Raw genomic sequence first — 23,680 nt, 5'->3', positions numbered from 1 at the left:
GCTTAGTTGCTGGTATCCAGCTCCGGGAAGCTCTTCACCAGGTCGTCGATGGCTTTCATCTGCGCCAGGAACGGTTCCAGCTTGTCCAGCGGCAGCGCGGACGGGCCGTCGCACTTGGCGTTGTTCGGATCCGGGTGCGCTTCGAGGAACAGCCCTGCCAGGCCAACCGCCATGCCGGCGCGCGCCAGCTCGGCCACCTGAGCGCGACGGCCGCCGGACGCGGCGCCGAACGGATCGCGGGTCTGCAGCGCGTGGGTCACGTCGAAGATTACCGGATGGCCGCCGGTCACGTTCTTCATCACGTTGATGCCCAGCATGTCGACCACCAGGTTGTCATAACCAAAGTTGCTGCCGCGATCGCACAGGATCACCTGGTCGTTGCCGCCTTCTTTGAATTTGTCGACGATGTTGCCCATCTGCCCCGGGCTGACGAACTGCGGCTTCTTGACGTTGATTACCGCGCCGGTTTTCGCCATCGCTTCCACCAGATCGGTCTGACGCGCCAGGAAGGCCGGCAGTTGGATCACGTCAACCACTTCGGAAACCGGCTGCGCCTGCGCCGCTTCGTGAACGTCGGTGATGATTTTCACGCCGAAGGTTTTCTTCAGCTCTTCGAAGATCTTCATCCCTTCTTCCAGGCCCGGACCGCGGTACGAGTGGATGGAAGAACGGTTGGCTTTGTCGAAAGAGGCTTTGAAAACGTAAGGAATGCCCAGTTTTTGCGTCACGGTGACGTAGTGCTCGCAGATGCTCATCGCCAGATCGCGCGATTCCAGCACGTTCATACCGCCAAACAGCACAAACGGCAGGTCGTTTGCTACGTCGATGTCGCCAATGCTAACCACTTTCTGTTTCATGCTTTCGCCTTTGTTAAGGTTGTAACCGTCGCCTTGCAAACTGCACGGAGTCATTGAATTAATGCAGCGTCACCTGTTTCGGCTCAATCGAATGGATCTGCACTTTGATCACTTCGCTGACCGGGTCTTCAGGACACTGCTCGACAAAATAGTTGAGATCGGAAATCGCGATATGGTTGCACTCCAGCTGGGCGTAAATCAGCCCGCGATCGCGGATCTCGTACGGATCTTCCGGATCGAAGCACAGCACCGTTTCGCTGGTGCGCAGCGCCATTTCCAGCTGCTTTTCTTCCATCAGGGCGGCCTTCAGCGTATCCAGCATCTTGCGCACCACCATGATGTTCTCGGATTCGTCGAGATCGTCGTCTTCCAGCTCGGCGCCCAGCCCCAGGTTGCCCTTGATCCACACTTCCAGCTGGTGTTCGCTCAGGGTTTCGCCGTTCAGCGGGTTGATCAGCCACAGCTCTTCATCCAGCCAATCGGCGCGCAGGATCAGCTGAGTGGGGAAAATCACCGGCAGCAGCGGCAAATCCAGCGCGTTGGCGATATGCAGGAAGATGGTGCCAAGCGAAACCGGCGTGCCCTGCCGCCCCTCCAGCACCTTATCCAGCCAGATGGCGTCCGACAGGCGATAGACGCCGCTGGCGCCGCCGAATCCCCAGGTTTTGTAGAACAGTTCGATGAGCGCATCCAGTTGCTGCTCCTGTGTGATGTCGGCCGGCACCGCCGCGCGCGCTTCGTCCACCAGCTGTTGCAGCTTGCGCTCCACGTCGGCGGCGGGGAAATCACGCCTTACCGACTGCGACACCAGGATCACCCCTTCGCTCAGCGGCGAGGTGTTAAATTCAAAATCAGCAATGCTACTCATAGGTATCCCATCAGAAACGGTATTTTCGTCGTGGCAAGTTTAATTATCAGATACAGACAGCCCAACGCCAGCACGAACGCCACGGTTCGCAGCCGCTGACTTTTGGTCTTCTTGCCCAATGCGACGTAGCCAAGCAGGATATAGATAATAACGCCAAACAGCTTCTCGGTCAGCCATGAGTCCATACCCAGCAGCGGATAAAACCCGAACGTCACCACCAGCGCGATGCCGCTGACAAACAGCAGCGTGTCGTTCAGGTGCGGCGCTATCTTGACCCAGCGGCGCCCCACGATCGGCGAGCGGCGCCACTGCCAGTAAAAACGCAGCACAAACAAGGTAATACTGATGGCGACCGTCAGCAAATGGAAATGTTTCAACGCGGTGTATGCAGTCATGATGCTCCCTTAGATGGCCCGGACGTCGTTATTATGAGGGGCGCTTATCCCGGCCATTGGCCGAGCGTCACACGATCGTTGTCGCCGTAATCACGGTGGGTGGCGACAGCGGAAAATCCGGCGGCCTGCAGCAGCGCGCGCACGCTCTCACCCTGCTGCCAGCCATGTTCCAACAGCAGCCAGCCCTGTGGCTGCAGATAGTGCGGCGCCTGGCGCACGATGGCGGCCAGATCGGCCAGCCCGTGCTCGGCGGCCACCAGCGCGCTGCCCGGCTCGAAGCGCACGTCGCCCTGCGACAAATGCGGATCGGCGGCGTCGATATAGGGCGGATTGCTGGCGATCAGCGCAAAGCGTTGCCCGGCCACGGGCGCAAACCAGCTGCCCTGTAAAAATCGAACGTTGTCGATCTTCAGCTTGTGCGCGTTGTGCTGCGCCAGCGCGACCGCGTCCGGCTGCACATCGACGCCGATTGCCGAACAATCCGGGCGCTCGCTGGCCAGCGCCAGCGCGATGGCGCCGGTGCCGGTGCCGAGATCGAGGAAGTGGCAGGGTTGCGGCGGCAGGCGCGCCAGCGCCAGTTCCACCAGGCATTCGGTATCCGGGCGCGGGATCAGCGTCGCGGACGAGACCGACAGCGGCAGCGACCAAAACTCGCGCTCACCCACCAGATAGGCCACCGGCTCACCGCGTTCGCGGCGCGCCAGCAGCGTCTCCAGCTGCTGTTGCTGCGGCGGCGTCAGCAGGGTTTCCCCGAACGCCATCAGGAAGGTTCTGGCCTTGCCGGTCACGAAACCCAACAGGATTTCCGCGTCGCGCCGGGCGCTGTCGCTGTGGGTCAAACGCGCGGCGGCGGCTTTCAGCCAGTGTTGATAATCCATCACTCTTGCTCGGCGGACAGCGCAGCCAGCTGATCGGCCTGATACTCCTGCACGATCGGCTGGATCAGCATGTCCAGTTTGCCCTCCATCACTTCGTCCAGGCGGTAAAGCGTCAGGTTGATGCGGTGGTCGGTCACCCGCCCCTGCGGGAAGTTGTAGGTGCGGTTACGATCGGAACGATCGCCGCTGCCCAGCAGGTTGCGGCGAGTGGACGCCTCGGCTTGCTGGCGCTTGGCCATCTCGGCGGCGCGAATGCGCGCGCCCAGCACCGACATCGCCTTGGCTTTGTTTTTGTGTTGAGAACGTTCGTCCTGGCACTCCACCACGATGCCGGTCGGCAGGTGGGTAATGCGGATCGCCGAGTCGGTGGTGTTAACGTGCTGGCCGCCGGCGCCGGAGGAGCGGAAGGTGTCGATTTTCAGATCGCCCGGGTTGATGTCCGGCAGCTCGGCTTCCGGCACTTCCGGCATCACCGCCACGGTGCAGGCGGAGGTGTGGATGCGCCCCTGGGATTCGGTTTCCGGCACGCGCTGCACGCGGTGGCCGCCGGATTCAAACTTCAGCTGGCCGTACACGCCGTCGCCGGAAACTTTGGCGATCACTTCTTTGAAGCCGCCGTGCTCGCCTTCGTTGGCGCTCATCACCTCGACGCGCCAGCGGCGGCCTTCGGCGTAACGGCTGTACATGCGGAACAGATCGCCGGCGAAGATCGCCGCCTCATCGCCGCCGGTGCCGGCGCGCACTTCGAGGAAGCAGCTGCGCTCATCATCCGGATCTTTCGGCAGCAGCAACACCTGCAGCTGCTGTTCCAGCTCTTCGCTGCTCGCCCGCGCCTGTTTCAGCTCTTCCTGCGCCATCTCGCGCATCTCCGGATCGTCCAGCATCATTTCCGCCGTCTCCAGATCCTCCTGCACCTGACGCCATTCCAGGAAGCAGCGGCTGACGTCGGTCAGCTGCGCGTATTCTCGCGACAGCGCGCGGAACCGGTCTTGGTCGGCTATGACGCCGGCATCGCCGAGCAGCGCCTGCACTTCTTCATGGCGCTCTTGTAACGCTTCCAGTTTGGCAACAATAGAAGGCTTCATGCGTGGTAATAAACCCTGTTAATAGAGAAAACTAATGCTGATCCAGCCCGAGGCTGTCGCGTAATAACTGCAACCGCTCCACGTCGCCGTCGCCGGCGGCCTGCTGGAGGGATTTGGTGGGGGCATGAATAAGACGGTTGGTCAGTTTATGGGCCAGCTCGTGAATAACCTGCTCCACGTTGGCGCCCTGCGCGATGGCGGCCAGCGCTTTGGCCTCCATTTCTGCGCGGATTTGGTCGGCCTGCGAACGGTAGTCGCGGATGGTTTCCACCGCGCCCTGCGAACGCAGCCAGGCCATGAAGTTGGTGCTTTCCTGCTGCACGATCGACTCCGCCTGCACCGCCGCCGCTTTGCGCTGCGCCAGGTTGCTTTGAATGATGGCGTGCAGATCGTCCACGCTGTACAGATAGGCGTTGGCCAGTTTGCCGACCTCCGGCTCGATATCGCGCGGTACGGCGATATCCACCAGCAGCATCGGCTGGTTGCGGCGCGCCTTCAGCGCGCGCTCCACCATCCCCTTGCCGATGATCGGCAGCGGGCTGGCGGTGGAACTGATGATGATGTCGGCGTCCGCCAGGCGTTCGTCGATCTCCGGCAGGGTGATCACCTCAGCGCCGACCTCGTCCGCCAGCAGCTGCGCGCGCTCGCGGGTGCGGTTGGCGATGATCATGTGCCGCACTTTGTGTTCGCGCAGGTGGCGCGCCACCAGCTCGATGGTTTCACCGGCGCCCACCAGCAAGACGTTGAGATCGGCCAGCGATTCGAAGATCTGCCGCGCCAGCGTACAGGCGGCGAAAGCCACGGAGACCGCGCTGGCGCCGATTTCGGTTTCGGTGCGCACGCGCTTGGCGACGGAGAAGGATTTCTGGAACAGCCGCTCCAGCTCGCCGGACAGCGACTGGCCGCGTTGCGACTCGGCGAAGGCCTTTTTCACCTGGCCGAGGATCTGCGGTTCGCCCAGCACCAGTGAGTCCAACCCGCTGGCCACCCGCATCAGATGGCTGACCGCGTCGTTACCCTGATGCCAGTACAGGCTTTTCTTCACCTCTTCCGGGCGCAGGTTGTGGTACGCGCACAGCCAGGCGACCAGCTGCTCGTGCATGTGTTCCTGCTGCTCTACGCTGAGGTACAGCTCGGTGCGGTTGCAGGTGGACAACACGACGCCGCCCTGCACCAACGGTTGTTGGAGCAAGCTGGTTAGCGCCTCATCGATGGACTCTGGCGAGAAGGTCACCCTTTCACGCAGAGAAACCGGAGCGGTTTTGTGATTTATACCTAACGCCAGCAGGGTCATTGCTTCGAGTAATACTTATCTTGGTACGGGTTCTCGTTGAACGGCATTCTACTTGATGCGCGGGATCAATAAAAGTAACAACCGCATCTTCCGTTCAATCGCTGTCATAGATGACATCAATTAATGAATAAGCAATAAATACAGCAGGATAAATAGTCATAGGGTAGGTTGATTGCTTAAATTTTAGCGCAGTTTGCGATAACGCGCACGCTATTCGGCGTACGCAGCGGCGGCGTTTGCGCAACTCCGGCACCGCTTATCGGGCGCGCCTCCCCCGCCTTCAGCCGATTGTGTTAATCTTAATGGCGACCCCGACGCGCGCGCCGGGTTGGCATTGCGCCGGCAAAAGCGGCAAGATTCAACGCGATGCAGCAAAAAATTGACGCGGCGCCGCCGCCCCGTTAGCGTGAGCGCTGAATCCGGGTTTCGTCGCGCATGCCCGCAAGGACAAAAGGACAAGAGAAAGTTATGCCAATACGCAAAGTTAGTTTGCTCCGTCTGATCCCGCTGGCCAGCTTGGTGCTGGCCGCCTGTACCACCACCAAGCCGACCGGCCCGGCCACCAGTCCAACCTCACCGCAGTGGCGCGCCCATGAGCAGGCGGTGCAACAGCTCAGCACCTATCAGACCCGCGGCTCCTTCGCCTACTTGTCTGATCAGAAAAAAGTCTACGCCCGCTTCTTCTGGCAGCAGTTCTCGCCGGAACGCTACCGCCTGCTGCTGACCAACCCGCTGGGCAGTACGGAAATGGATCTCAACGTGCAGAAAAACGTGGTGCAGCTGACCGACAACCAGGGCAAACGCTACGTCAGTGACAACCCGGAAGAGATGATCCGCAAGCTGACCGGCATGGCGATCCCGCTGAACAACCTGCGCCAGTGGATGCTCGGCCTGCCGGGCGAAGCCAGCGATTTTGCGCTGGATGACCAATATCGTCTGAGCAAACTGACCTACCAGCAAGGCGGCCAGACCTGGAAAGTGGATTACCAGGGCTACAGCAACGAGGTGCAGCCGACGCTGCCGAACCGCCTGGAGCTGCAGCAGGGCGACCAGCGCATCAAGCTGAAGATGGATAACTGGACGCTCAAATGATCCGCCAGTGGCCCTCCCCCGCGAAACTCAACCTGTTTCTGTACATCACCGGCCGTCGTGAAGACGGCTATCACCTGCTGCAGACGCTGTTCCAGTTTTTGGACTACGGCGACACCCTGACCATCGACCCACGCCAGGACGACCGCATTCACCTGCTGACGCCGGTTGAGGGCGTGCCGGACGAGCAGAACCTGATCGTGCGCGCCGCCCGCCTGCTGCAGCGCTATTGCGATGAACGCAGCCTGCAAACCGCGCCGCGCGGCGCCGATATCAGCATCGACAAACGCCTGCCGATGGGCGGCGGTTTGGGCGGCGGTTCCTCCAACGCCGCCACCGTGCTGGTGGCGCTGAACGAATTGTGGCGCTGCGGTCTTGGCGACGACCAACTGGCAGAGCTGGGGCTCAGCCTCGGCGCCGACGTGCCGGTGTTCGTGCGCGGCCACGCCGCCTTCGCCGAAGGCATCGGCGAGCGCCTGCAGCCGGCCGAGCCGCAGGAAAAATGGTATCTGGTGGCGCATCCCGGCGTCGGCATCCCGACGCCGGTTATCTTCGGCGACGCCGAATTGAAAAGGGACACCCCGGTTCGCTCCTTAAGTGAGCTGTTGCAGGCGCCGTACGCAAATGATTGCGAACCGATCGCAAGAAAACGTTTTCGCGAGGTTGAACAGCTTCTTTCATGGCTGTTAGAATACGCCCCGTCACGCCTGACTGGCACAGGTGCTTGTGTGTTTGCTGAATTCGACACAGAAATCGCCGCCCGTCAGGTGTTAAATCAAGCCCCGGAGTGGTTGTGTGGTTTTGTAGCGCGCGGCGTTAACGTCTCCCCACTACATCGCATCCGTTCCGGGCGGTTTGAGTCGTAGCTCAACGTTTCGCTGCGCAGGGTCATGCACACCTGGCCCTGTTATCCCTGCGCTGCCTGCGGTCTCAATTTTAGTTTTACATACCCGTATGTATATTGCGCCGGCGTCGCCGACTGCCCCTTGGCGATGTCGCATGACAATATCTTCTCTGGACGCAAGCCTGAGGTTCTTCTCGTGCCTGATATGAAGCTTTTTGCTGGTAACGCCACCCCGGAACTAGCACAACGTATTGCCAACCGTTTGTACACCAGCCTTGGTGACGCCGCTGTAGGTCGTTTTAGCGACGGCGAAGTAAGCGTGCAAATCAACGAAAATGTACGCGGCGGTGATATTTTCATCATCCAGTCCACCTGTGCCCCGACCAACGACAACCTGATGGAACTGGTTGTGATGGTCGACGCCCTGCGTCGCGCCTCCGCAGGTCGTATTACCGCCGTTATCCCTTACTTCGGCTATGCCCGCCAGGATCGCCGCGTGCGTTCCGCGCGTGTGCCAATCACCGCCAAGGTTGTCGCCGATTTCCTCTCCAGCGTAGGGGTTGACCGCGTTCTGACGGTGGATCTGCATGCTGAGCAGATTCAAGGCTTCTTCGACGTACCGGTAGACAACGTGTTCGGCAGCCCGATCCTGCTGGAAGACATGCTGCAGCAAAATCTGGAAAACCCGATCGTGGTTTCTCCGGATATCGGCGGCGTGGTGCGTGCCCGCGCTATCGCCAAACTGCTGAACGACACCGATATGGCCATCATCGACAAACGTCGCCCGCGCGCGAACGTTTCTCAGGTGATGCACATCATCGGTGACGTGGCAGGCCGCGACTGCGTGCTGGTCGACGACATGATCGACACCGGCGGCACCTTGTGTAAAGCGGCTGAAGCGTTGAAAGAACGCGGTGCCAAGCGCGTATTCGCCTACGCGACGCACCCGATCTTCTCCGGCAACGCCGTGGACAACATCAAGAACTCGGTGATTGATGAAGTGATCGTCTGCGACACCATTCCGCTGTCGCCGGAAATCAAGGCACTGAAAAACGTTCGCACTCTGACCCTGTCCGGCATGCTGGCTGAAGCCATCCGCCGCATCAGCAACGAAGAGTCGATCTCTGCGATGTTCGAGCATTGATTCGTCGTCTTTCCGGTGCGGCGCCCACTGCGCCGGAAAGATAACGAGCCCGACAGCAGAAAAAGAAAAACCCGTTGGTGCGCGAGCAACAACGGGTTTTCTACTTGTAGTCCGACATGACCTCAAACCTTAATGCACGGCAGATGTTCCCTTGCCCTGCTCTTGCTTCCCTTCTGCTTTTTTAATCAATGCGACGAACGATGTTGATCGTTGCGGCACCGTTTATCAAAGTGTTTTACCCACCAGTAGCGATCCGCTACCTGCTCGCGGCCGCCGATACGCGCGCCCACCAGCCACAACAGCGCGCCGACGAAGATGCTCATGATGGCGCCGTGGGCGAAAAATTGCGGTAAATTGAACTGCGATACTTCAGCAAGAATGGAGTATCCGACGCCGCCGATCATCACGACCAGGCCCAGCCCCATAAAAAAGTTGCCCATTCTGTCCGCGTTTCTACGTTTCATATGCCACCTCCATGATTGCCATGTGCCAACCGGGATAACGCTGCAACTTGTTAACCCACTTTGATAAGTTAAGTATAGCCCTTGCTGCGGCAAGGGGATTGCGGAGGCGATCACAAATGGTAAAGAATTATTGACACTTCTTAACACACGGCTGAAAATTAGCGGACAAATTGAATTATTCAGCTAATGAATCATTCGTCTTTGTTACCTGCGACGACGGCGGAGATCGGATTTTGTCATTCGCCGCCCCGACAGGTAGACTAACTCCCTTTCCATTACCCTGATCATAGCGAATCACTCAGTGAGCAGTATTAAATTGATAGTCGGCCTGGCTAACCCGGGCGCGGAATACGCCCAGACGCGCCACAACGCCGGTGCCTGGTACGTCGATCTGCTGGCCCAGCGCCACAATCAGCAGCTGAAAGAAGAGAGCAAGTTCTTCGGTTATACCGCCCGTTTGAACCTGGCGGGCAACGACGTGCGCCTGCTGGTGCCGACCACCTTCATGAACCTGAGCGGCAAAGCGGTGCTGGCGATGGCCAACTTCTACCGCATCGAACCAAGCGAGATCCTGGTGGCGCACGACGAGCTGGATCTGCCGCCCGGCGTAGCCAAAATCAAGCTCGGCGGCGGCAACGGCGGCCACAACGGCCTGAAAGACATCCAAAACAAGTTCGGCAACAACCCGAACTTCTATCGCCTGCGCATCGGCATCGGCCATCCGGGCGACAAGAACAAGGTGGTGGGCTTCGTGCTCGGCAAGCCGCCGGCCGGCGAGCAGAAGATGATCGACGAAGCGATCGACGAATCGCTGCGCTGCACCGAGATGCTGATGAAGGACGGGCTGGAAAAAACCGTTCAGCGCCTGCACAGCTTCAAGGCGCAAGCCTGAACCTTGCCGCAGCGGGCGCCCTGCCCGCTGCCGGCTTTTAGCCACGCGGGTGGAAGGTCTCCTCGCCCACGCGGCGGTCATCGGCGGCGAATCCCTCTTCCGCCACGTAATACTGCGGATCGTCCAGCTCATGGCTGCAAAACGGCCCGGCGCGCTTGAGCAGGCGCACGCAGTCACCGCTCAGGTGGCGCAGCCGAATGCTTTTTCCCGCCGCCAGGTAACGCGCCGTCAGCTTATCGATAGCCTCTACGCCGCTGGAATCCATCACCCGCGTGCCGGCAAAATCCAGCACCACGTTCTGCGGATCGCTTTGCGGCTCGAACAGCTCGGCGAAAGCCGCGGCAGAGCCGAAGAACAGCGGGCCATCGAGCCGATACACCGCCACGTCGCCCGTCACCTGCCGCTGGCGCACGCGGATGCGCGCCTGCTGCCAGGCGAACACCAGCGCCGAGATAATCACCCCGCTGATTACCGCCACCGCCAGATCGGTAAAGATGGTGATCAACGTGACGGCGACCATCACCAGCGCGTCTGCCTTCGGCATACGGCGCAAACGGCGCAGCGAGCTCCATTCGAAGGTGTTGTAACACACCACCAGCATCACCCCGGCCAACGCCGCCACTGGTAGCAGGCCGATATAGCGCGACAGGCTGACCACGAACAAAATCAGCAGGATGGCACCCACTGTGCCGGAGAGGCGCCCGCGCCCGCCCGAGGTGAAGTTGATGATCGACTGGCCGATCATCGCGCAGCCGGCGAAGCAGCCGAACAGGCCGCATACCGCGTTACCGGCGCCCTGCGCGATGCTTTCACGGTTACCGTTCCCCTTCTTGCCGCCCATTTCATCCAGCACCGTCATGGTCAGCAGCGATTCGATCAAACCGACCAAGGCAATCACCACCGCATAGGGCAGCACCACCCGCACCATCTCCAGGGTAAACGGCACCGTCGGCAGGCTGAAGTGCGGCAGCGCGCCGGAAATGTCCGCCAGATCGCCCACCCGCAGCGTATGCAGATTGAGGCCGATCGCCAACGCCGAAACCACCAGCAGCGCCGCCAGCGAAGACGGTATGGCTTTGGTCAGGCGCGGGAACAGCACCACCACCGCAATCGCCAGCGCCACCAGGCCGTACATCAGCGGGCCCTGCCCGGCGATCATCTTCAACTGCGCCAGCATGATGACGATCGCCAGGCCGTTGACGAAGCCGTGGATCGCCGGCAGCGGCACCAGACGAATGAACTTGCCCAGCCGGAAGGCGCCGATCAGGATTTGGATCCCCCCGGCAAACAGCGTGGCCCACAGCACGTAACCCATACCGTACTGCGCCGCCAGGCTCATCAGCACCACCACAATGGAGCCGGCGGCGCCGGAAACCATGCCCGGCTTGCCGCCGAACAGCGCCGTGACCAGGCCGATAATAAACGCGGTATGCAAACCGACGATCGGCGAAAGACCGGCGACCAGCGAAAAGCCGACCGCCTCGGGGATCATCGAAACCGCCACCACAAAGCCCGCCAGGACTTCATTTTTAACGTCCGCGATCCTGACGTTACTCAGGTTAAACATGCATTATTCACTTATGACAGATGACATCATCTTCCCCGCGTAGCGGGTATGGGGTACCGCAAGGCGCGGCAGACTGCAGGCGGGCACAGCTCAGGGTGGCGTAGGCAAGAAATACATCCGGCGCGTTTCCTGTCGGTTAATCGGAATGGCCAGTATGGGTAAATGTGATCCAAATCTCAATCAAAAACCGGCCGCGGGCGCTGGGATCGCCCCGGCCAATCAAGTCTGATCGAGATAAACGCCCATTACGTGTATAATGGCGGCATTATTTTGCCCTTTATGCAGTCGATTAAATCTAACCGGCTGATAGTTAAGATATTTAAGGTGATTACAACATGGGATTCAAATGCGGTATCGTCGGCCTGCCTAACGTAGGCAAATCCACCCTGTTCAACGCGTTGACCAAAGCGGGCATTGAAGCAGCCAACTTCCCGTTCTGCACCATTGAACCGAACACCGGTGTGGTGCCGATGCCCGATCCGCGTCTGGATAAGCTGGCCGAGATCGTCAAGCCGCAGCGCATTCTGCCGACCACCATGGAATTCGTCGACATCGCCGGCCTGGTGAAAGGTGCGTCCAAGGGTGAAGGCCTGGGCAACCAGTTCCTGACCAACATTCGCGAAACCGAAGCCATCGGCCACGTGGTGCGCTGCTTCGAAAACGACAACATCATCCACGTCAACAACAAGGTCGATCCGGCCGAAGACATCGACGTGATCAACACCGAGCTGGCGCTGTCCGACCTGGACACCTGCGAGCGCGCTATCCACCGCGTGCAGAAGAAAGCCAAAGGCGGCGACAAAGACGCCAAAGCCGAGCTGGCGGCGCTGGAGAAATGCCTGCCGCACCTGGAAAACGCCGGCATGCTGCGCGCGCTGGATCTGACCGCGGAAGACAAGGCGGCGATCAAATACCTGAGCTTCCTGACGCTGAAGCCGACCATGTACATCGCCAACGTCAACGAAGACGGCTTCGAGAACAACCCGTACCTGGACACCGTGCGTAAAATCGCCGACGCCGAAGGCTCCGTGGTGGTCGCCGTGTGCGCCGCCGTGGAATCCGACATCGCCGAGCTGGAAGACGAAGAGCGTGACGAGTTCATGGCCGAACTGGGCCTGGAAGAGCCGGGCCTGAACCGCGTGATCCGCGCCGGTTATGAACTGCTGAACCTGCAAACCTACTTCACCGCCGGCGTGAAAGAAGTGCGCGCCTGGACCATCCCGGTGGGCGCCACCGCCCCGCAGGCGGCCGGCAAGATCCACACCGACTTCGAGAAAGGCTTTATCCGCGCCCAAACCATCTCCTATGACGACTTCATCACCTACAAGGGTGAGCAAGGCGCCAAAGAAGCCGGCAAAATGCGCTCCGAAGGTAAAGACTACATCGTCAAAGACGGCGACGTGATGAACTTCTTGTTTAACGTCTAAACCCTACCCCGCAGCGTTTCTCTATCCGCTGCCGGAAACGGAGAAATCCACGCTTCGGCGTGGATTTTTTTGGTTAGTCGAAAACGAGAATTATGCGTTCAATCGAATACCTTCGTTCTCTTTCTCTCCCGCTGAAGTCCTATAAGAACTCTTGCCACTCTCAAGCATCACCACTTTCTGATTGACGAGAAAATCATAGATGCATGGGCATTCTTACTCTTGGTTTTTTAAAGAAATCCCATGGACTGCCGTTATCTCCTTTTTCTAAGGAGATTATATGAACGATAAATTTGATTTACCCATTGTTGTGTTAACTACCGCTCTGGTGATAACAGCAACTTACCTCATTTGGATGAGATTACACACAAAGCACTATGGTTATTTTGTTGTAAAGAAGCAAAAATCCAATAGATGTACTATTCACATGAGAGCAACGAAATGTCCGACAGGTGATATAGCTGCCGCGAGCATCTTCTTAGGATTTCGTTCGCTGTTGAGGCAACTCAAGAGTGAAGGCTATCAATATGTTAGTTTTGAAACTCATATGGTGAGAAAGAGCAATGTAGAAAAATTACAGGCATTCTTACAATCAGAACAATTTGCATGTGAGCAAGTGAGTTACAGGCCAACTTTGTTCATTCATTCTTTTAGCCTTAAAGTAGCTCTTCGTCTTTTCCATCATAGAAGGGTGAATGTGCATCATGAATCGGCAAAAATGCTCATACGATTACAGTGAGTCCCTCCATAAGGATTCATAAATCCGAACCTTTGACGCAATCCCTGCGCAGAAAACGCCCACAAAAATACACGCTTTGCGTGGATTTCTATGACTCTTCTAAACTTCCCCGACTACACCGAAGATCGATTTTCGCTGCACCACGTCTCCCCCGCAAGCGTGACCGGCGAATCGCTGCCGGCGCAAAACCTGGCGCTGGCGGCCGGGCCGGGCGCCGACGAAATGACGCAATGGCGGCTGGCCGTCGGCCAAGCCCGTTCGTTGTGATCTACAGCAGCGCAATCATCTTCAGCAATTCCACCCGATTGCGGATGCCGAACTTCTTGCCGGCATTGTTGAGGTGCGAATAAACGGTTTTCGGGTGCAAATTCAGCCGCCGCGCGGTCAGGCGGATATCTTCCGTACGGGCCGTTTCACACAGCACCGCCGCCTCGCCGGGCGTGATCGCCGCCGCCCGATGCCTGTTCAGCGCGCGCCGTTCGCCCGCCTTTTCCCGGCGGCTCAGCGCCGCGCAGGTCTCCTGCACCACCTGCAACGCTTCCCGTTTGTGCAAAATCGCATCCGGCTGCGCCGCCGCGATAAACGCCAGGATCAGCGGCGAAGTCTTATCGACGAAGAACAGTATCCGGACGCCTTCATATTCAGCACGTGAGGCGTGAATAAATCGCAAATACGCTTCGAACCGATAAATTTCATGGGGGAAATCCATAATAATTAAATCAGGCGCGGGGCTTATATTTTTAATAATATTAATATTGGGCGAGGATAAGGTTATCACTCCTTCTCCCAATAATTTTTTCATCCCCAAACGGCACAGCGGTGAACCGTCGATATAAATCACTCTCACTTTAATTCTCCTTATCAGCGTAAAAGTATGCTTCCACACCTCAGGCGGCTTGTCGCTGCTCTTTTTTGGGGTAATTCGCCTGCAAAGCACACCGATATAAAACATCTTGATAACATGTTTTTCAAATAATCACGCAACAGCCAGCGCTTTGATTAATACGCAAAAAAGGCATGAATGTTTCAAATTATTTCATTCGCAAAAACTGACAATTCAATAAAAATGCAACGCAATGATATAGATCTATTTTCTATTTTGTATGATATAAGCAAAAATGAAAGCAAATGTAACAACAGGAGCCACCACCTTATTGCCTTATTCAAAATATCTATAGGGAAAATTCTTAGTTTGTTAGGATGAAAATCCATGTTTGCCGACGCGTTTAAAAAACAATTGCGCAACATGATTAATCAACAACCGCACGTCAGTAAATTATTACTGTCAGGAAAGCTTTTCTCTAAAGTAAATTAAAGGGCATTTCACATGAATGTTAAATTAGTCGCATTATCCATGCTGGCTCTCTCCGGCGCCTGTGCGGCCGCCTCGTCCAATACGGTGCAATTTAAAGGCGAAGTCAGCACGCAAACCTGTTCGGTGAATATTAACGGCAACCAATCCAACCCGGTTGTTCTGCTGCCGACCGTCGCCGCCAGCCAGCTCGCCACCAAAGGCGCCACCGCCGGCGACACCACCTTTACCGTTAACGTCACGGGCTGTGCGGCGGCAACCAGCGATACGGCGATCAAAACCGTGCTGGCGGGCAACAACCCGACAGTTAACGGCAACCTGGGCAACGCGGGCGATGCGGCCAAGGTTTCCATTCAACTGCTGGACAGCGACGCCACTACGCCGTTGTCATTCGCCAGCGGCTCTACCGTCACCACGTCGGCGATGACGCTGGCGAAAGACGCCACGTCCACCTCGCAGAACCTGGTGGCTCGCTACTACGCGGAAGATACCGGCGTAGCGGCAGGTTCGGTGATCGCCACCGCACAGTTCGCCATTACCTACAGATAAGCCGGCGTCAGGCGCCATACCTGTTGATGACAGCGCCGTTCCTTCGCGGACGGCGCTGAATGACTCGCTCCCTTTATCGGTTCACGTTTATGCAGCAGATAACCCGTTACGCCCGCCGTTGGGCCGCCCTATCGTTTTGCCTGATGAGTTTTGCCGCCAGCTACGCGTCGGCCAGCGTCACGCTGCTCGGCAATCGCGTGATCTACCCCGCCGAGGCGCGGGAAAAAACGCTGCAATTCACCAATGACGACGGCGCCCCGGCGCTGATGCAGATCTGGCTCGATATCAATAACCCCAAGTCCACGCCGGAAAACGCCGACGCGCCTTTTGTCGCCTCGCCGCAAATCTTCCGCATGAATCCGCACAGCGGGCAGATGGTGCGGCTGTCGTTCGTCGGCCAGCCGCTGCCGCGCGATCGCGAATCGCTGTTCTACCTCAACTTCCTGCAGGTGCCCGCCGTGCGTCAGACGGACAGCGACAAGAACAAACTGCTGCTGGTGGTCACCAATCGCCTGAAAGTGTTCTATCGCCCGGCCGGGCTGGCCGGCGACGCCAACCACGTCATCGATAAGCTCAGCCTGCGCCAGGTCGGCAACGCGCTGCGCGTCGATAACCCGACCGGCTACTACGCCAACGTCAGCCAGGCCACGATACTCAGCGGCGCAAAACGCACCGCGATCCCGCAGGCGGACCTGATCCCGCCGTTTTCGCAGGCCAGCTGGCCGGTGAACGGTGAGGTGCGGCAGATCGCGCTGCGCGTCATCAATGACTATGGGGTGGAAATCACACGCACCCTGAACGTCGCGCGCTGAAACCAGACAGGGAGGTTTTCATGTTCGATGCTCGCAAGGCGACGCCGCTTCCCGCACGCTGGTGTTGCGCGCTGCTGGCGCTGCCGCTGGGCTGCGCCGCCGCCGATGGCTACACCTTCGATCCCGCGCTGCTGCGCGGCAGCGTGCTGAGCAACAGCGCCCTGAGTCAATTCAACCAACAGGACGCCGTCGCCCCCGGCAGCTATCAGATCGATCTGTACCTCAACGGCCAGTTTCTCGAGCGCGATCAAATTCGTTTCGTGCGCGATGGCAAGCAGGTGCTGCCCTGTTTCGATCGCGCGCAGCTGACGCGCTTCGGGCTGAAAAATCCGCCGTCGGCCGAAACGGCATGCCTGCTGCCCGGCCGGGATCTGAAGGACATCACGGTGAACGCCGATATCTCGCGGCTGCGCCTGGATCTGAGCATTCCGCAGGCGCTGTTGAACGGCCAGCCGCGCGGCAGCGTCAATCCCGCCAGCCTGGACGGCGGCGAATCGATGGTCTTCGTCAATTACAACCTCAACCAGTACCACGTCAGCTACCGACAGGGGCAAACCCGCGACCTCGACTCGACCTACGCCAACCTGAACGGCGGGTTCAACCTCGGGCTCTGGCGCTACCGCCAGCAATCCAGCTACCGCTACGATCGGGAGTTCGGCGGCCACCTGGACACCAGCCGCCGCTACGTGCAGCGCGCGATCTTGCCCTGGCGCAGCGAAATGCTGCTGGGCGAAGGCTTTACCGACGGTCACTTCTTTTCCGGCCTGGGCTTTCGCGGCATTCAGCTCAGCTCGGACGATCGCATGCTGCCGGATTCACAGCGCGGCTATGCGCCGGTGGTGCGCGGCGTGGCGAAAAGCAACGCGCGCGTGACGGTGCTGCAGGGTAAAAGCACGCTGTACGAAACCACCGTGGCACCGGGGCCGTTCGCCATCAACGATCTGTACGCCACCAACTACGCCGGCGATCTGACCGTGGTGGTGACCGAGGCCGACGGCAGCGTCAGCACCTTCACCGTGCCGTTCGCCGCGGTGCCGGAATCCATCCGCCCCGGCCAGTCGCGCTACTCCGCCATCGTCGGCCGTTCCCGCTACGTCGGCGATAACGATCTGTTCAGCGAACTGACCTGGCAACACGGCCTGACCAACGCCCTGACCTTCAACGTCGGCAACCAGCTGGCGGACGGCTATCAGGCGATGATGCTGGGCGGCGTGTACAGCAGCGAACTGGGCGCCTTCGGCATGGACACCACCTATTCCCACGCCAGCCTGCCGGACGGCGGCGCCTCAGGCTGGATGCTGCATCTCTCTTACAGCCGAACCTTCAGCCCGACGGACACCACCTTATCCATCGCCGGCTACCGCTACTCCACCGAAGGCTTCCGCGATCTCAGCGACGTGCTCGGCGTGCGGCGCGCCGCCGTCACCGGCCAACGCTGGCAATCCGACTCCTACCGCCAGCGTTCGCGTTTCGAGGTGGCCGTCAATCAGGGCATGGGCGCGTTCGGCAGCCTGACGATGTCCGGCTCGACCCAGGACTACCGCGATCAGCGCGGCCGCGACAATCAGCTCCAGCTGGGCTGGGGGAAAACCTTCGGCAACGGCGTGGCACTTAACCTCTCCGTCACCCGCACCCGCAGCCTGGGCTACAGCAACGGCGACTATCGCGGCTACGGGCCGTTGGATAACGTCTACAGCGCGCCGCTGGCGCAGAACACGCAAACCGTCACCGCCCTGTCGCTCAGCTTCCCGCTCGGGCGTTCGTCATCCGCCCCCAGCGTCTCGCTGCTGGCCAACCACAGCCAGGGTCAGGGCGGCAACTATCAGGCTGCGCTGTCGGGCAGCGTCGGCGACGAACAGCCGGTCAGCTACGGCCTGAACTTCACCACCGACGACGATCGCCAACAAAGCATCTGGGGCGGCAACCTGCAAACCCGCCTGCCTTACGCCAACGTCACCGGCTCGTTCTCCACCGCGCGCCAGTATCGACAAGGCTCACTGTCGCTGCAGGGCGCGGTGGTGGCGCACCGCGGCGGCGTGACATTAGGGCCGTATGTCGGTGACACCTTCGCCCTGATAGAGGCGCCCGGCGCCAACGGCGCGCAGGTGATGGGCGGCCAAGGCGCGCGCGTCGATCGCTTCGGCTATGCGCTGGCGCCGGCGCTGGTGCCCTATCACTACAACACCGTCGCGCTGAACCCCGAGGGCATGAATGATAAAGCGGAACTGGAGGACGGCCAGCAACGCATCGCCCCGTACGCCGGCGCCACGGTGCGCCTGCGCTTCAACACCGTGCGCGGCCAGGCGCTGCTGATTACCGCACAGCGTCCCGACAACGCGCCGATCCCGATGGGCGCCAACGTGTTGGACAACGCGGGCAACAGCGTAGGCATGGTTGGCCAGGCCAATCAGGTGTATCTGCGCAGCGACCGGAATGCCGGCACGCTGATGCTGAACTGGGGCGACGCGCCCGGCCAGCAGTGCACGCTGCACTATCGCCTGCCCGCCGCGGAAGACAGCCCGATTCAGCGGCTCAGCGCTCCGTGCCGCTAACCCGTTTAACTTATCTCAGGAGAGACGATGAAACGCATTTCTTATCTGGTCGCCGCCCCGGCGCTGTTCGCCCTGTCGCTGTTCGGCGCGCCCGCGGCGCTGGCGCAATGCACGCGCGTCGCCCCCTGGATCGACTCTGGCTGCGATCCTTGCGGGGTGGGCACGGCGCTGGGTCGGGTCAACCTGACCAGCACCTATCTGCAGCCCGTCGGCACGCCGCTGGGCACCAGCGTGTTCGATCTGACCTCTGGCACCCGCTATCCCGACCCAAACAAGGTGCTGTATGAATGCGATGCCGGCGATGTTGGGCAAATTTATGAAGTCTTCGCCACCAACGGCGACGATCGCGTCGGCGGCTATTACGATCTGGGCGCCAGGGACGGCAACCCCAACTATTACGCCACCTACTTCCCTTACGTCGGCATTCGTTTGACCCATCTGGATTCCGGCAAGGTTTTTACCCGTTACTGGCAGTCGGCGCCGATTACCCGCTACGCCACCGTCGGCAACAAAATCCAGATCCGGGTGAAAGACTTCAGCGCCATCCGCGCCGATCTGATCCGCATCAGCTCGCTGCCGGGCGCGGGCGCCAGCAACTACTGCGGCTACAGCGCCGGCAACCCGCTGGTGGGCATGGCGTCGACCACCGGCAATTCGAACTATACCTGCACGCAGCCGAACGGCTATGTCACCTTTCAGGGGCCCGGCATCGCCTCGGATCCTATCGGCAGCGACTCCGCCACCAACTACGCCACCTGGGGCACCGGGCGCTGGAACGCGATGGGCATGGGCACTGCACCGATCTCTTCGCTGACCTATACCGCCACCTGCGTGGCGCGCAACGTCACGCCGCTGGTGATCCTGCCGACCCTCTCCGTCAGCCAACTGACCGCCGGGCAAACCTCGCAGGCGCAGTTCACCCTCAATATCGAATGCGACAACGCCGCCGTGTCCGGCGTCAGCAGCAACAATACCGCCCTCGGCCTGCAGGTGCCGTATGAAAGCTATGTCGCGGCGCAGCGGCTCGGGTTGGTCAGCGCCAACGGCGGCGTGAGCTACCTGCTCTCCAGCGGCTACGGCACCGACAGCAGCGTCGCCACCGGCGTGGGCATCGCGCTCGCCAACGCCGGCAACGGCGCGCCGATGAACTTTGTCGGCTGGGCACGCTGCAGCGCCGGGCAATGCCCGCAGGGCAGCGACGCAGGCTGGTATCCGGTGCTCAACGGCGCCAGCGGCGGCGGCAGCACCGCAGCGGGGTTTACCCACTACACCACCCAGCTCACCGCCACGCTCGCCCGGCTGCCTGGCCAAACCGTCACCGCCGGCAAGGTGGACGCCAGGGCCTACGTCTGGGTTAAGGTGCAATGATGAGAAAGAAATACCTGATTATGGGATGCGCCCTGCTGCTGGCGCTGGCCTCCATCGGCGCGCAGGCGGGCATCATCGCCTCCGCCACGCGGGTGATCTTTCACGAGGGCGAGACGGAAAAAACCCTGATGCTGCTCAACACCAACGGCTACCCGATCGTGGCGCAAACCTGGGTCGATAACGGTGACGTCAACGCCGCCCCCGAACTGTCTCGCGCGCCGTTTGTCGCCCTGCCCAGCGTATTCGCGCTGCAGCCTTCGGCGCTGAAAGGGCTGCGGATCCTGTTTGCCGGCGCGAACCTGCCCGCCGACAGAGAGTCGGTGTTCTGGCTTAACCTGTATGAGATCCCGCCCACCCGGCCGGCCACGCCGCCGCTGGCGTCGCGCGTGACGCTGGCGATGAACACCCAGATGAAAATCTTCTACCGGCCCAGGGCGCTGAAGGGAAAAGCCGAAAACGCGGCCGAGGCCGTCTCATTCACGCTGCAAAAATCGCCGGACGGTTATCTGCTGCGCTGTCAAAACCGATCGGCGTTTTATCTCTCGTTCGCGCGCATCGCCGTGCACGCCGACAGGCGCGATTACCCGGTGCGGCAAGAAAGCGACATGATGACCGCGCCATTCAGCTCGCGGGATTATCACCTCGACGGCGTTTCGGCATCCGCGCTCCCCTCTCGGGCCACCGTTCAGGCCACCCTCATCAACGACCAGGGCCAGCAGATCGTCAAGCCATACACAGCAAACCCATAACGATAAAAAGCAGCGCATTTTTTTAAGTACAGGAAATAGGGAAAATGAGTCTAAGCAGATTCCAGCTACAGTTTCATCTGGAGAAACAGGCCAACAACATCAGGCAGTCAGCGGCGTTTCACACCGCTATCGTCAAACACGGGGAATTATTGAGGGAGACCTACAAGAAGCATCCGCTGTTTTACAAAATCATTTTCAGGAACAGCCGGTTCATCATCTGCTCCACCATCCTGTCCATTTATTACCACCAGCCCGCCGCCGCGCTGAAAGACATCAAAGCCTTTTTCAAAGGGAAGAATATGATCAGCGAGAACTCCCTGGATTCCTTTCTGTTCTTTTTACGGGTCGGGCGCCGGCTGGAGGTCAAACCCTGCGAGCATGACAAACGCCAGTTGCGCTATAAGCCTACGCCGCACGCGCTGGCGGAAACCCAGGCGCTGATCGCCTCAATGGCACGGCCTTATCAGGCGCTGGCACCACAGATGCCCATCGCGGCGCTGCTGGCGGCGCCCGACTTTCTGCCCACCTTTTTCGCCGCCTACGGGCAACTGATGCTCAAGGAGATCTACCTGATCGATCTGGTGCAACAGTCCGGGCTGTTTATCAGCAAAGACGCAGGTCACATGGTGTTGTTGATGCTGTTTATCGAAAGTATCCGACAGGACTCCCCCTTTCTGCTGCTCTCCTCGGCGAAAATCGCCAAGTCGTGTTCCGTCTCTCGCGCTCACGTGAACCGCATTCTGCAGGCGGCGGAAAAATCCGGCCTGCTGACCACCACCAATAATGTGGTGATCGAACTCAACAGTTCTTTTTTCATCATGGCGGAGCGTTATTTCAGTCTCTATTTCGCGATGGTCGAATTCGGGCTTGAACACGTTTGGCAAAACTGGCAAGAAGGCCAGACAGCAAAACCGTAAGTTGACGCCAAGACTAAATCGTCACATGCCCAGAGGTGAAATACTCACAAGACAGGCAATACGGTGTAAAAATCATCCTATAGAGAAATAGCGGTTCTACCCGATAAGAACCGCTATAAAGCCTCAATATGCTCTTATTCTCAAAGCATCGGCAGTTTCAATCCAAACCTTTTCGCGGCAGCAACGGCTTGCTCATAGCCAGCATCGGCATGGCGCATCACGCCGGAACCGCAGTCGTTGACCAACACCCGAGCAAGCCGCCGGTCAGCCTCATCACTGCCATCGCACACGATCACCATTCCCGAATGCTGCGAATATCCCATCCCCACACCGCCACCATGATGCAAACTCACCCAGGTAGCGCCGCCCGCAGTATTGAGCAATGCATTCAGCAACGGCCAATCGGAAACGGCATCGGTTCCATCCTTCATGCTTTCGGTTTCACGATTGGGGCTGGCGACAGAGCCAGTATCCAGATGATCTCGGCCGATAACAACCGGTGCGCTAAGCTCCCCTCTACGCACCATCTCGTTGAAAGCCAGGCCTGCCAGATGACGCTCGCCCAACCCCAACCAACAGATACGCGCCGGCAATCCCTGGAAAGCAATGCGCTCACGCGCCATATCCAGCCAACGATGGATATGCTGGTTTTCAGGAAACAGCGCTTTAACCTTGGCGTCCGTTTTGTAGATATCTTCCGGATCGCCAGATAACGCCACCCAGCGAAACGGCCCTTTGCCCTCGCAAAACAGGGGGCGAATATAAGCCGGTACGAAGCCAGGAAAATCGAAAGCATTTTCCACGCCCATATCGCGTGCGACCTGGCGAATATTGTTACCGTAATCAACAGCCGGCACACCCATGTCAACGAAATCAAGCATTGCCTGCACATGAATGGCGCAGCTAGCAGCTGCGGCGTCAGCCAACCTGGCATGCTGCCCCGGATCGCGTTGCGCTGCTTTCCACTGCGCCACGCTCCATCCCACCGGCAAATAACCGTGGATCAGGTCGTGCGCAGACGTCTGATCGGTAACCAGATCGGGTCGGATACCGCCTGCATGCGCGCGTTTAACCAGTTCAGGCAACACCTCTGCGGCATTGCCCAGCAGGCCTATAGAAACCGCCTGTCCGGCCGCCGTGTGCGCCTTGATCAAGGCGATAGCTTCATCCAGATCTTTTGCCTGTTTATCGAGATAGCGCGTACGCAAACGAAAATCCAGGCTACTCTGCTGACACTCTATATTCAACGAAACCGCGCCGGCCAATGTCGCCGCTAACGGCTGCGCCCCGCCCATCCCCCCCAGCCCGGCGGTGAGGATCCAGCGTCCGGTCAGATCCCCGCCATAGTGCTGGCGGCCTGCTTCGGCAAAAGTTTCAAACGTACCCTGCACAATGCCCTGACTGCCGATGTAGATCCAACTACCGGCAGTCATCTGCCCGTACATGAACAATCCCTTGCGATCAAGCTCGCTGAAGTGTTCCCAATTGGCCCACTGTGGAACCAAATTAGAATTGGCGATTAACACTCGGGGAGCATCGGTATGGGTGCGGAATACACCAACCGGTTTTCCGGATTGAACCAACAGAGTTTCGTCTTCATTGAGCGCTTTAAGTGAGGCCAAAATCTGATCGTAACATTGCCAATTGCGAGCAGCACGACCGATACCGCCATACACAACCAACCCTTGCGGGTTTTCGGCGACGTCGGGATCCAAATTATTTTGAATCATGCGATAGGCCGCCTCGGTCAGCCAATTTTTGCAGGTCAATTGATTGCCCCTGGGAGCACAAATAGTCCGGGTGGAATCGAAACGAGGATCGAGAGTATTCGTCATGGCTTGTCTCCTTCAACATGACAGACATCATGGTTCGCCAGCCTGG

At 59.3% G+C, this 23,680-nt stretch carries 23 protein-coding genes; 13 read left to right on the top strand and 10 right to left on the bottom strand.

Annotated elements, in window-relative coordinates; all coding sequences use genetic code 11:
• Window positions 1-2: 2 nt before the first annotated feature.
• From kdsA to hemA, 6 genes are read right to left on the bottom strand one after another with little or no spacing between them, the layout of a single operon-like run.
• A complete protein-coding gene (gene kdsA / locus ACSBQV_RS01460; RefSeq protein WP_004941087.1) occupies window positions 3-857 on the bottom strand; it encodes a 3-deoxy-8-phosphooctulonate synthase in 855 nt (284 codons plus the stop codon).
• Between the two features lie 58 nt (window positions 858-915).
• Window positions 916-1,725 carry an invasion regulator SirB1 gene (sirB1, locus tag ACSBQV_RS01455; RefSeq protein WP_033642759.1) on the bottom strand — a complete coding sequence of 270 codons (810 nt, stop codon included), beginning with the start codon at window positions 1,723-1,725 and terminating at the stop codon, window positions 916-918.
• A complete protein-coding gene (locus ACSBQV_RS01450) occupies window positions 1,722-2,120 on the bottom strand; it encodes a SirB2 family protein (protein WP_033642758.1) in 399 nt (132 codons plus the stop codon). Before ACSBQV_RS01450 ends, sirB1 begins: the two co-directional genes overlap by 4 nt.
• Before the next feature lie 44 nt (window positions 2,121-2,164).
• A complete protein-coding gene (gene prmC / locus ACSBQV_RS01445) occupies window positions 2,165-2,998 on the bottom strand; it encodes a peptide chain release factor N(5)-glutamine methyltransferase (RefSeq protein ID WP_099782338.1) in 834 nt (277 codons plus the stop codon).
• The gene (gene prfA / locus ACSBQV_RS01440; protein WP_033652048.1) at window positions 2,998-4,083 is read right to left on the bottom strand and encodes a peptide chain release factor 1; all 1,086 of its coding nucleotides are present in this window, start codon (window positions 4,081-4,083) and stop codon (window positions 2,998-3,000) included. Before prfA ends, prmC begins: the two co-directional genes overlap by 1 nt.
• 31 nt (window positions 4,084-4,114) lie before the next feature.
• Entirely contained in the window at window positions 4,115-5,377 is a 1,263-nt protein-coding gene (hemA, locus tag ACSBQV_RS01435; RefSeq protein ID WP_019454778.1) for a glutamyl-tRNA reductase, read from the bottom strand.
• Window positions 5,378-5,845: 468 nt separating this feature from the next.
• Here hemA and lolB point away from each other — a divergent pair, with 468 nt between their 5' ends.
• The 3 genes from lolB (at window position 5,846) to prs (ending at window position 8,454) form a co-directional block, all read left to right on the top strand.
• Window positions 5,846-6,469 (top strand): lipoprotein insertase outer membrane protein LolB, encoded by a 624-nt coding sequence (gene lolB / locus ACSBQV_RS01430; protein WP_025302493.1) that lies wholly within the window; start codon window positions 5,846-5,848, stop codon window positions 6,467-6,469.
• Window positions 6,466-7,332 carry a 4-(cytidine 5'-diphospho)-2-C-methyl-D-erythritol kinase gene (ispE, locus tag ACSBQV_RS01425; RefSeq protein ID WP_099782339.1) on the top strand — a complete coding sequence of 289 codons (867 nt, stop codon included), beginning with the start codon at window positions 6,466-6,468 and terminating at the stop codon, window positions 7,330-7,332. The genes lolB and ispE overlap by 4 nt, the downstream gene beginning before the upstream one ends.
• A 174-nt stretch (window positions 7,333-7,506) precedes the next feature.
• Window positions 7,507-8,454 carry a ribose-phosphate diphosphokinase gene (gene prs / locus ACSBQV_RS01420; protein WP_004941061.1) on the top strand — a complete coding sequence of 316 codons (948 nt, stop codon included), beginning with the start codon at window positions 7,507-7,509 and terminating at the stop codon, window positions 8,452-8,454.
• Between the two features lie 185 nt (window positions 8,455-8,639).
• Here prs and ychH read toward each other — a convergent pair whose 3' ends face one another.
• Complete coding sequence (ychH, locus tag ACSBQV_RS01415) at window positions 8,640-8,918, bottom strand: stress-induced protein YchH (protein WP_033642754.1); 279 nt, start codon at window positions 8,916-8,918, stop codon at window positions 8,640-8,642.
• Between the two features lie 301 nt (window positions 8,919-9,219).
• Between ychH and pth the strand changes: the two genes are divergently transcribed.
• A complete protein-coding gene (gene pth / locus ACSBQV_RS01410; protein WP_033652046.1) occupies window positions 9,220-9,810 on the top strand; it encodes an aminoacyl-tRNA hydrolase in 591 nt (196 codons plus the stop codon).
• 37 nt (window positions 9,811-9,847) lie between these two features.
• Here pth and ACSBQV_RS01405 read toward each other — a convergent pair whose 3' ends face one another.
• On the bottom strand, window positions 9,848-11,377 hold the full coding sequence (locus tag ACSBQV_RS01405) for a SulP family inorganic anion transporter (RefSeq protein WP_099782341.1): 1,530 nt from the start codon (window positions 11,375-11,377) through the stop codon (window positions 9,848-9,850).
• Between the two features lie 335 nt (window positions 11,378-11,712).
• Between ACSBQV_RS01405 and ychF the strand changes: the two genes are divergently transcribed.
• From ychF to ACSBQV_RS01390, 3 genes are all read left to right on the top strand, one after another.
• Window positions 11,713-12,804 (top strand): redox-regulated ATPase YchF, encoded by a 1,092-nt coding sequence (gene ychF / locus ACSBQV_RS01400; protein ID WP_033633304.1) that lies wholly within the window; start codon window positions 11,713-11,715, stop codon window positions 12,802-12,804.
• 277 nt (window positions 12,805-13,081) lie between these two features.
• Complete coding sequence (locus ACSBQV_RS01395; protein WP_143557034.1) at window positions 13,082-13,540, top strand: hypothetical protein; 459 nt, start codon at window positions 13,082-13,084, stop codon at window positions 13,538-13,540.
• 90 nt (window positions 13,541-13,630) lie between these two features.
• A complete protein-coding gene (locus tag ACSBQV_RS01390) occupies window positions 13,631-13,807 on the top strand; it encodes a hypothetical protein (protein ID WP_226886060.1) in 177 nt (58 codons plus the stop codon).
• 1 nt (window position 13,808) lies between these two features.
• Here the strand turns inward: ACSBQV_RS01390 and ACSBQV_RS01385 are convergent, their stop codons facing one another.
• Window positions 13,809-14,492, bottom strand: coding sequence for a helix-turn-helix transcriptional regulator (locus ACSBQV_RS01385; protein WP_434991405.1), 684 nt, complete (start codon window positions 14,490-14,492; stop codon window positions 13,809-13,811).
• A gap of 375 nt (window positions 14,493-14,867) precedes the next feature.
• On the opposite strand from ACSBQV_RS01385, the gene ACSBQV_RS01380 reads away from it, so the two are divergent.
• The 6 genes from ACSBQV_RS01380 (at window position 14,868) to ACSBQV_RS01355 (ending at window position 21,799) form a co-directional block, all read left to right on the top strand.
• The gene (locus ACSBQV_RS01380; RefSeq protein ID WP_042784243.1) at window positions 14,868-15,401 is read left to right on the top strand and encodes a fimbrial protein; all 534 of its coding nucleotides are present in this window, start codon (window positions 14,868-14,870) and stop codon (window positions 15,399-15,401) included.
• 89 nt (window positions 15,402-15,490) lie between these two features.
• Window positions 15,491-16,213: a fimbrial biogenesis chaperone gene (locus ACSBQV_RS01375; RefSeq protein ID WP_099782342.1), complete on the top strand. Its 723-nt coding sequence runs from the start codon at window positions 15,491-15,493 to the stop codon at window positions 16,211-16,213.
• Between the two features lie 20 nt (window positions 16,214-16,233).
• Complete coding sequence (locus tag ACSBQV_RS01370; protein WP_099818142.1) at window positions 16,234-18,765, top strand: fimbria/pilus outer membrane usher protein; 2,532 nt, start codon at window positions 16,234-16,236, stop codon at window positions 18,763-18,765.
• A gap of 27 nt (window positions 18,766-18,792) precedes the next feature.
• The gene (locus tag ACSBQV_RS01365) at window positions 18,793-20,133 is read left to right on the top strand and encodes a fimbrial protein (protein WP_047026270.1); all 1,341 of its coding nucleotides are present in this window, start codon (window positions 18,793-18,795) and stop codon (window positions 20,131-20,133) included.
• A complete protein-coding gene (locus ACSBQV_RS01360) occupies window positions 20,133-20,882 on the top strand; it encodes a fimbrial biogenesis chaperone (RefSeq protein ID WP_042784236.1) in 750 nt (249 codons plus the stop codon). Before ACSBQV_RS01365 ends, ACSBQV_RS01360 begins: the two co-directional genes overlap by 1 nt.
• A 44-nt stretch (window positions 20,883-20,926) precedes the next feature.
• On the top strand, window positions 20,927-21,799 hold the full coding sequence (locus tag ACSBQV_RS01355; RefSeq protein ID WP_047026272.1) for a hypothetical protein: 873 nt from the start codon (window positions 20,927-20,929) through the stop codon (window positions 21,797-21,799).
• Window positions 21,800-21,939: 140 nt separating this feature from the next.
• On the opposite strand, the gene hutU is transcribed toward ACSBQV_RS01355, so the two are convergent.
• Window positions 21,940-23,634 carry a urocanate hydratase gene (gene hutU, locus ACSBQV_RS01350; protein WP_099782344.1) on the bottom strand — a complete coding sequence of 565 codons (1,695 nt, stop codon included), beginning with the start codon at window positions 23,632-23,634 and terminating at the stop codon, window positions 21,940-21,942.
• Window positions 23,635-23,680 lie beyond the last annotated feature (46 nt).

The sequence above is a fragment of the Serratia sp. B501 genome (genome assembly GCF_051172315.1).
GTDB classification, from domain to species: Bacteria; Pseudomonadota; Gammaproteobacteria; order Enterobacterales; family Enterobacteriaceae; genus Serratia; species Serratia ureilytica.
Note: the sequence above shows the minus strand (reverse complement) of the source record. Positions and strands in the feature narration are given on the sequence as shown.

Excerpts from the sequence above, each read along its gene's own strand:
- ychF (WP_033633304.1), top strand. The coding sequence starts at position 11,713 with ATGGGATTCAAATGCGGTATCGTCGGCCTGCCTAACGTAGGCAAATCC.
- ACSBQV_RS01385 (WP_434991405.1), bottom strand. The coding sequence starts at position 14,492 with ATGTTTTATATCGGTGTGCTTTGCAGGCGAATTACCCCAAAAAAGAGC.
- ACSBQV_RS01375 (WP_099782342.1), top strand. The coding sequence starts at position 15,491 with ATGCAGCAGATAACCCGTTACGCCCGCCGTTGGGCCGCCCTATCGTTT.
- ACSBQV_RS01365 (WP_047026270.1), top strand. The coding sequence starts at position 18,793 with ATGAAACGCATTTCTTATCTGGTCGCCGCCCCGGCGCTGTTCGCCCTG.
- prfA (WP_033652048.1), bottom strand. The coding sequence starts at position 4,083 with ATGAAGCCTTCTATTGTTGCCAAACTGGAAGCGTTACAAGAGCGCCAT.
- ispE (WP_099782339.1), top strand. The coding sequence starts at position 6,466 with ATGATCCGCCAGTGGCCCTCCCCCGCGAAACTCAACCTGTTTCTGTAC.
- ychH (WP_033642754.1), bottom strand. The coding sequence starts at position 8,918 with ATGAAACGTAGAAACGCGGACAGAATGGGCAACTTTTTTATGGGGCTG.
- ACSBQV_RS01370 (WP_099818142.1), top strand. The coding sequence starts at position 16,234 with ATGTTCGATGCTCGCAAGGCGACGCCGCTTCCCGCACGCTGGTGTTGC.
- ACSBQV_RS01390 (WP_226886060.1), top strand. The coding sequence starts at position 13,631 with ATGACTCTTCTAAACTTCCCCGACTACACCGAAGATCGATTTTCGCTG.
- ACSBQV_RS01450 (WP_033642758.1), bottom strand. The coding sequence starts at position 2,120 with ATGACTGCATACACCGCGTTGAAACATTTCCATTTGCTGACGGTCGCC.
- ACSBQV_RS01355 (WP_047026272.1), top strand. The coding sequence starts at position 20,927 with ATGAGTCTAAGCAGATTCCAGCTACAGTTTCATCTGGAGAAACAGGCC.
- ACSBQV_RS01405 (WP_099782341.1), bottom strand. The coding sequence starts at position 11,377 with ATGTTTAACCTGAGTAACGTCAGGATCGCGGACGTTAAAAATGAAGTC.
- hutU (WP_099782344.1), bottom strand. The coding sequence starts at position 23,634 with ATGACGAATACTCTCGATCCTCGTTTCGATTCCACCCGGACTATTTGT.
- lolB (WP_025302493.1), top strand. The coding sequence starts at position 5,846 with ATGCCAATACGCAAAGTTAGTTTGCTCCGTCTGATCCCGCTGGCCAGC.
- ACSBQV_RS01380 (WP_042784243.1), top strand. The coding sequence starts at position 14,868 with ATGAATGTTAAATTAGTCGCATTATCCATGCTGGCTCTCTCCGGCGCC.
- ACSBQV_RS01395 (WP_143557034.1), top strand. The coding sequence starts at position 13,082 with ATGAACGATAAATTTGATTTACCCATTGTTGTGTTAACTACCGCTCTG.
- kdsA (WP_004941087.1), bottom strand. The coding sequence starts at position 857 with ATGAAACAGAAAGTGGTTAGCATTGGCGACATCGACGTAGCAAACGAC.
- sirB1 (WP_033642759.1), bottom strand. The coding sequence starts at position 1,725 with ATGAGTAGCATTGCTGATTTTGAATTTAACACCTCGCCGCTGAGCGAA.
- ACSBQV_RS01360 (WP_042784236.1), top strand. The coding sequence starts at position 20,133 with ATGAGAAAGAAATACCTGATTATGGGATGCGCCCTGCTGCTGGCGCTG.
- hemA (WP_019454778.1), bottom strand. The coding sequence starts at position 5,377 with ATGACCCTGCTGGCGTTAGGTATAAATCACAAAACCGCTCCGGTTTCT.
- prmC (WP_099782338.1), bottom strand. The coding sequence starts at position 2,998 with ATGGATTATCAACACTGGCTGAAAGCCGCCGCCGCGCGTTTGACCCAC.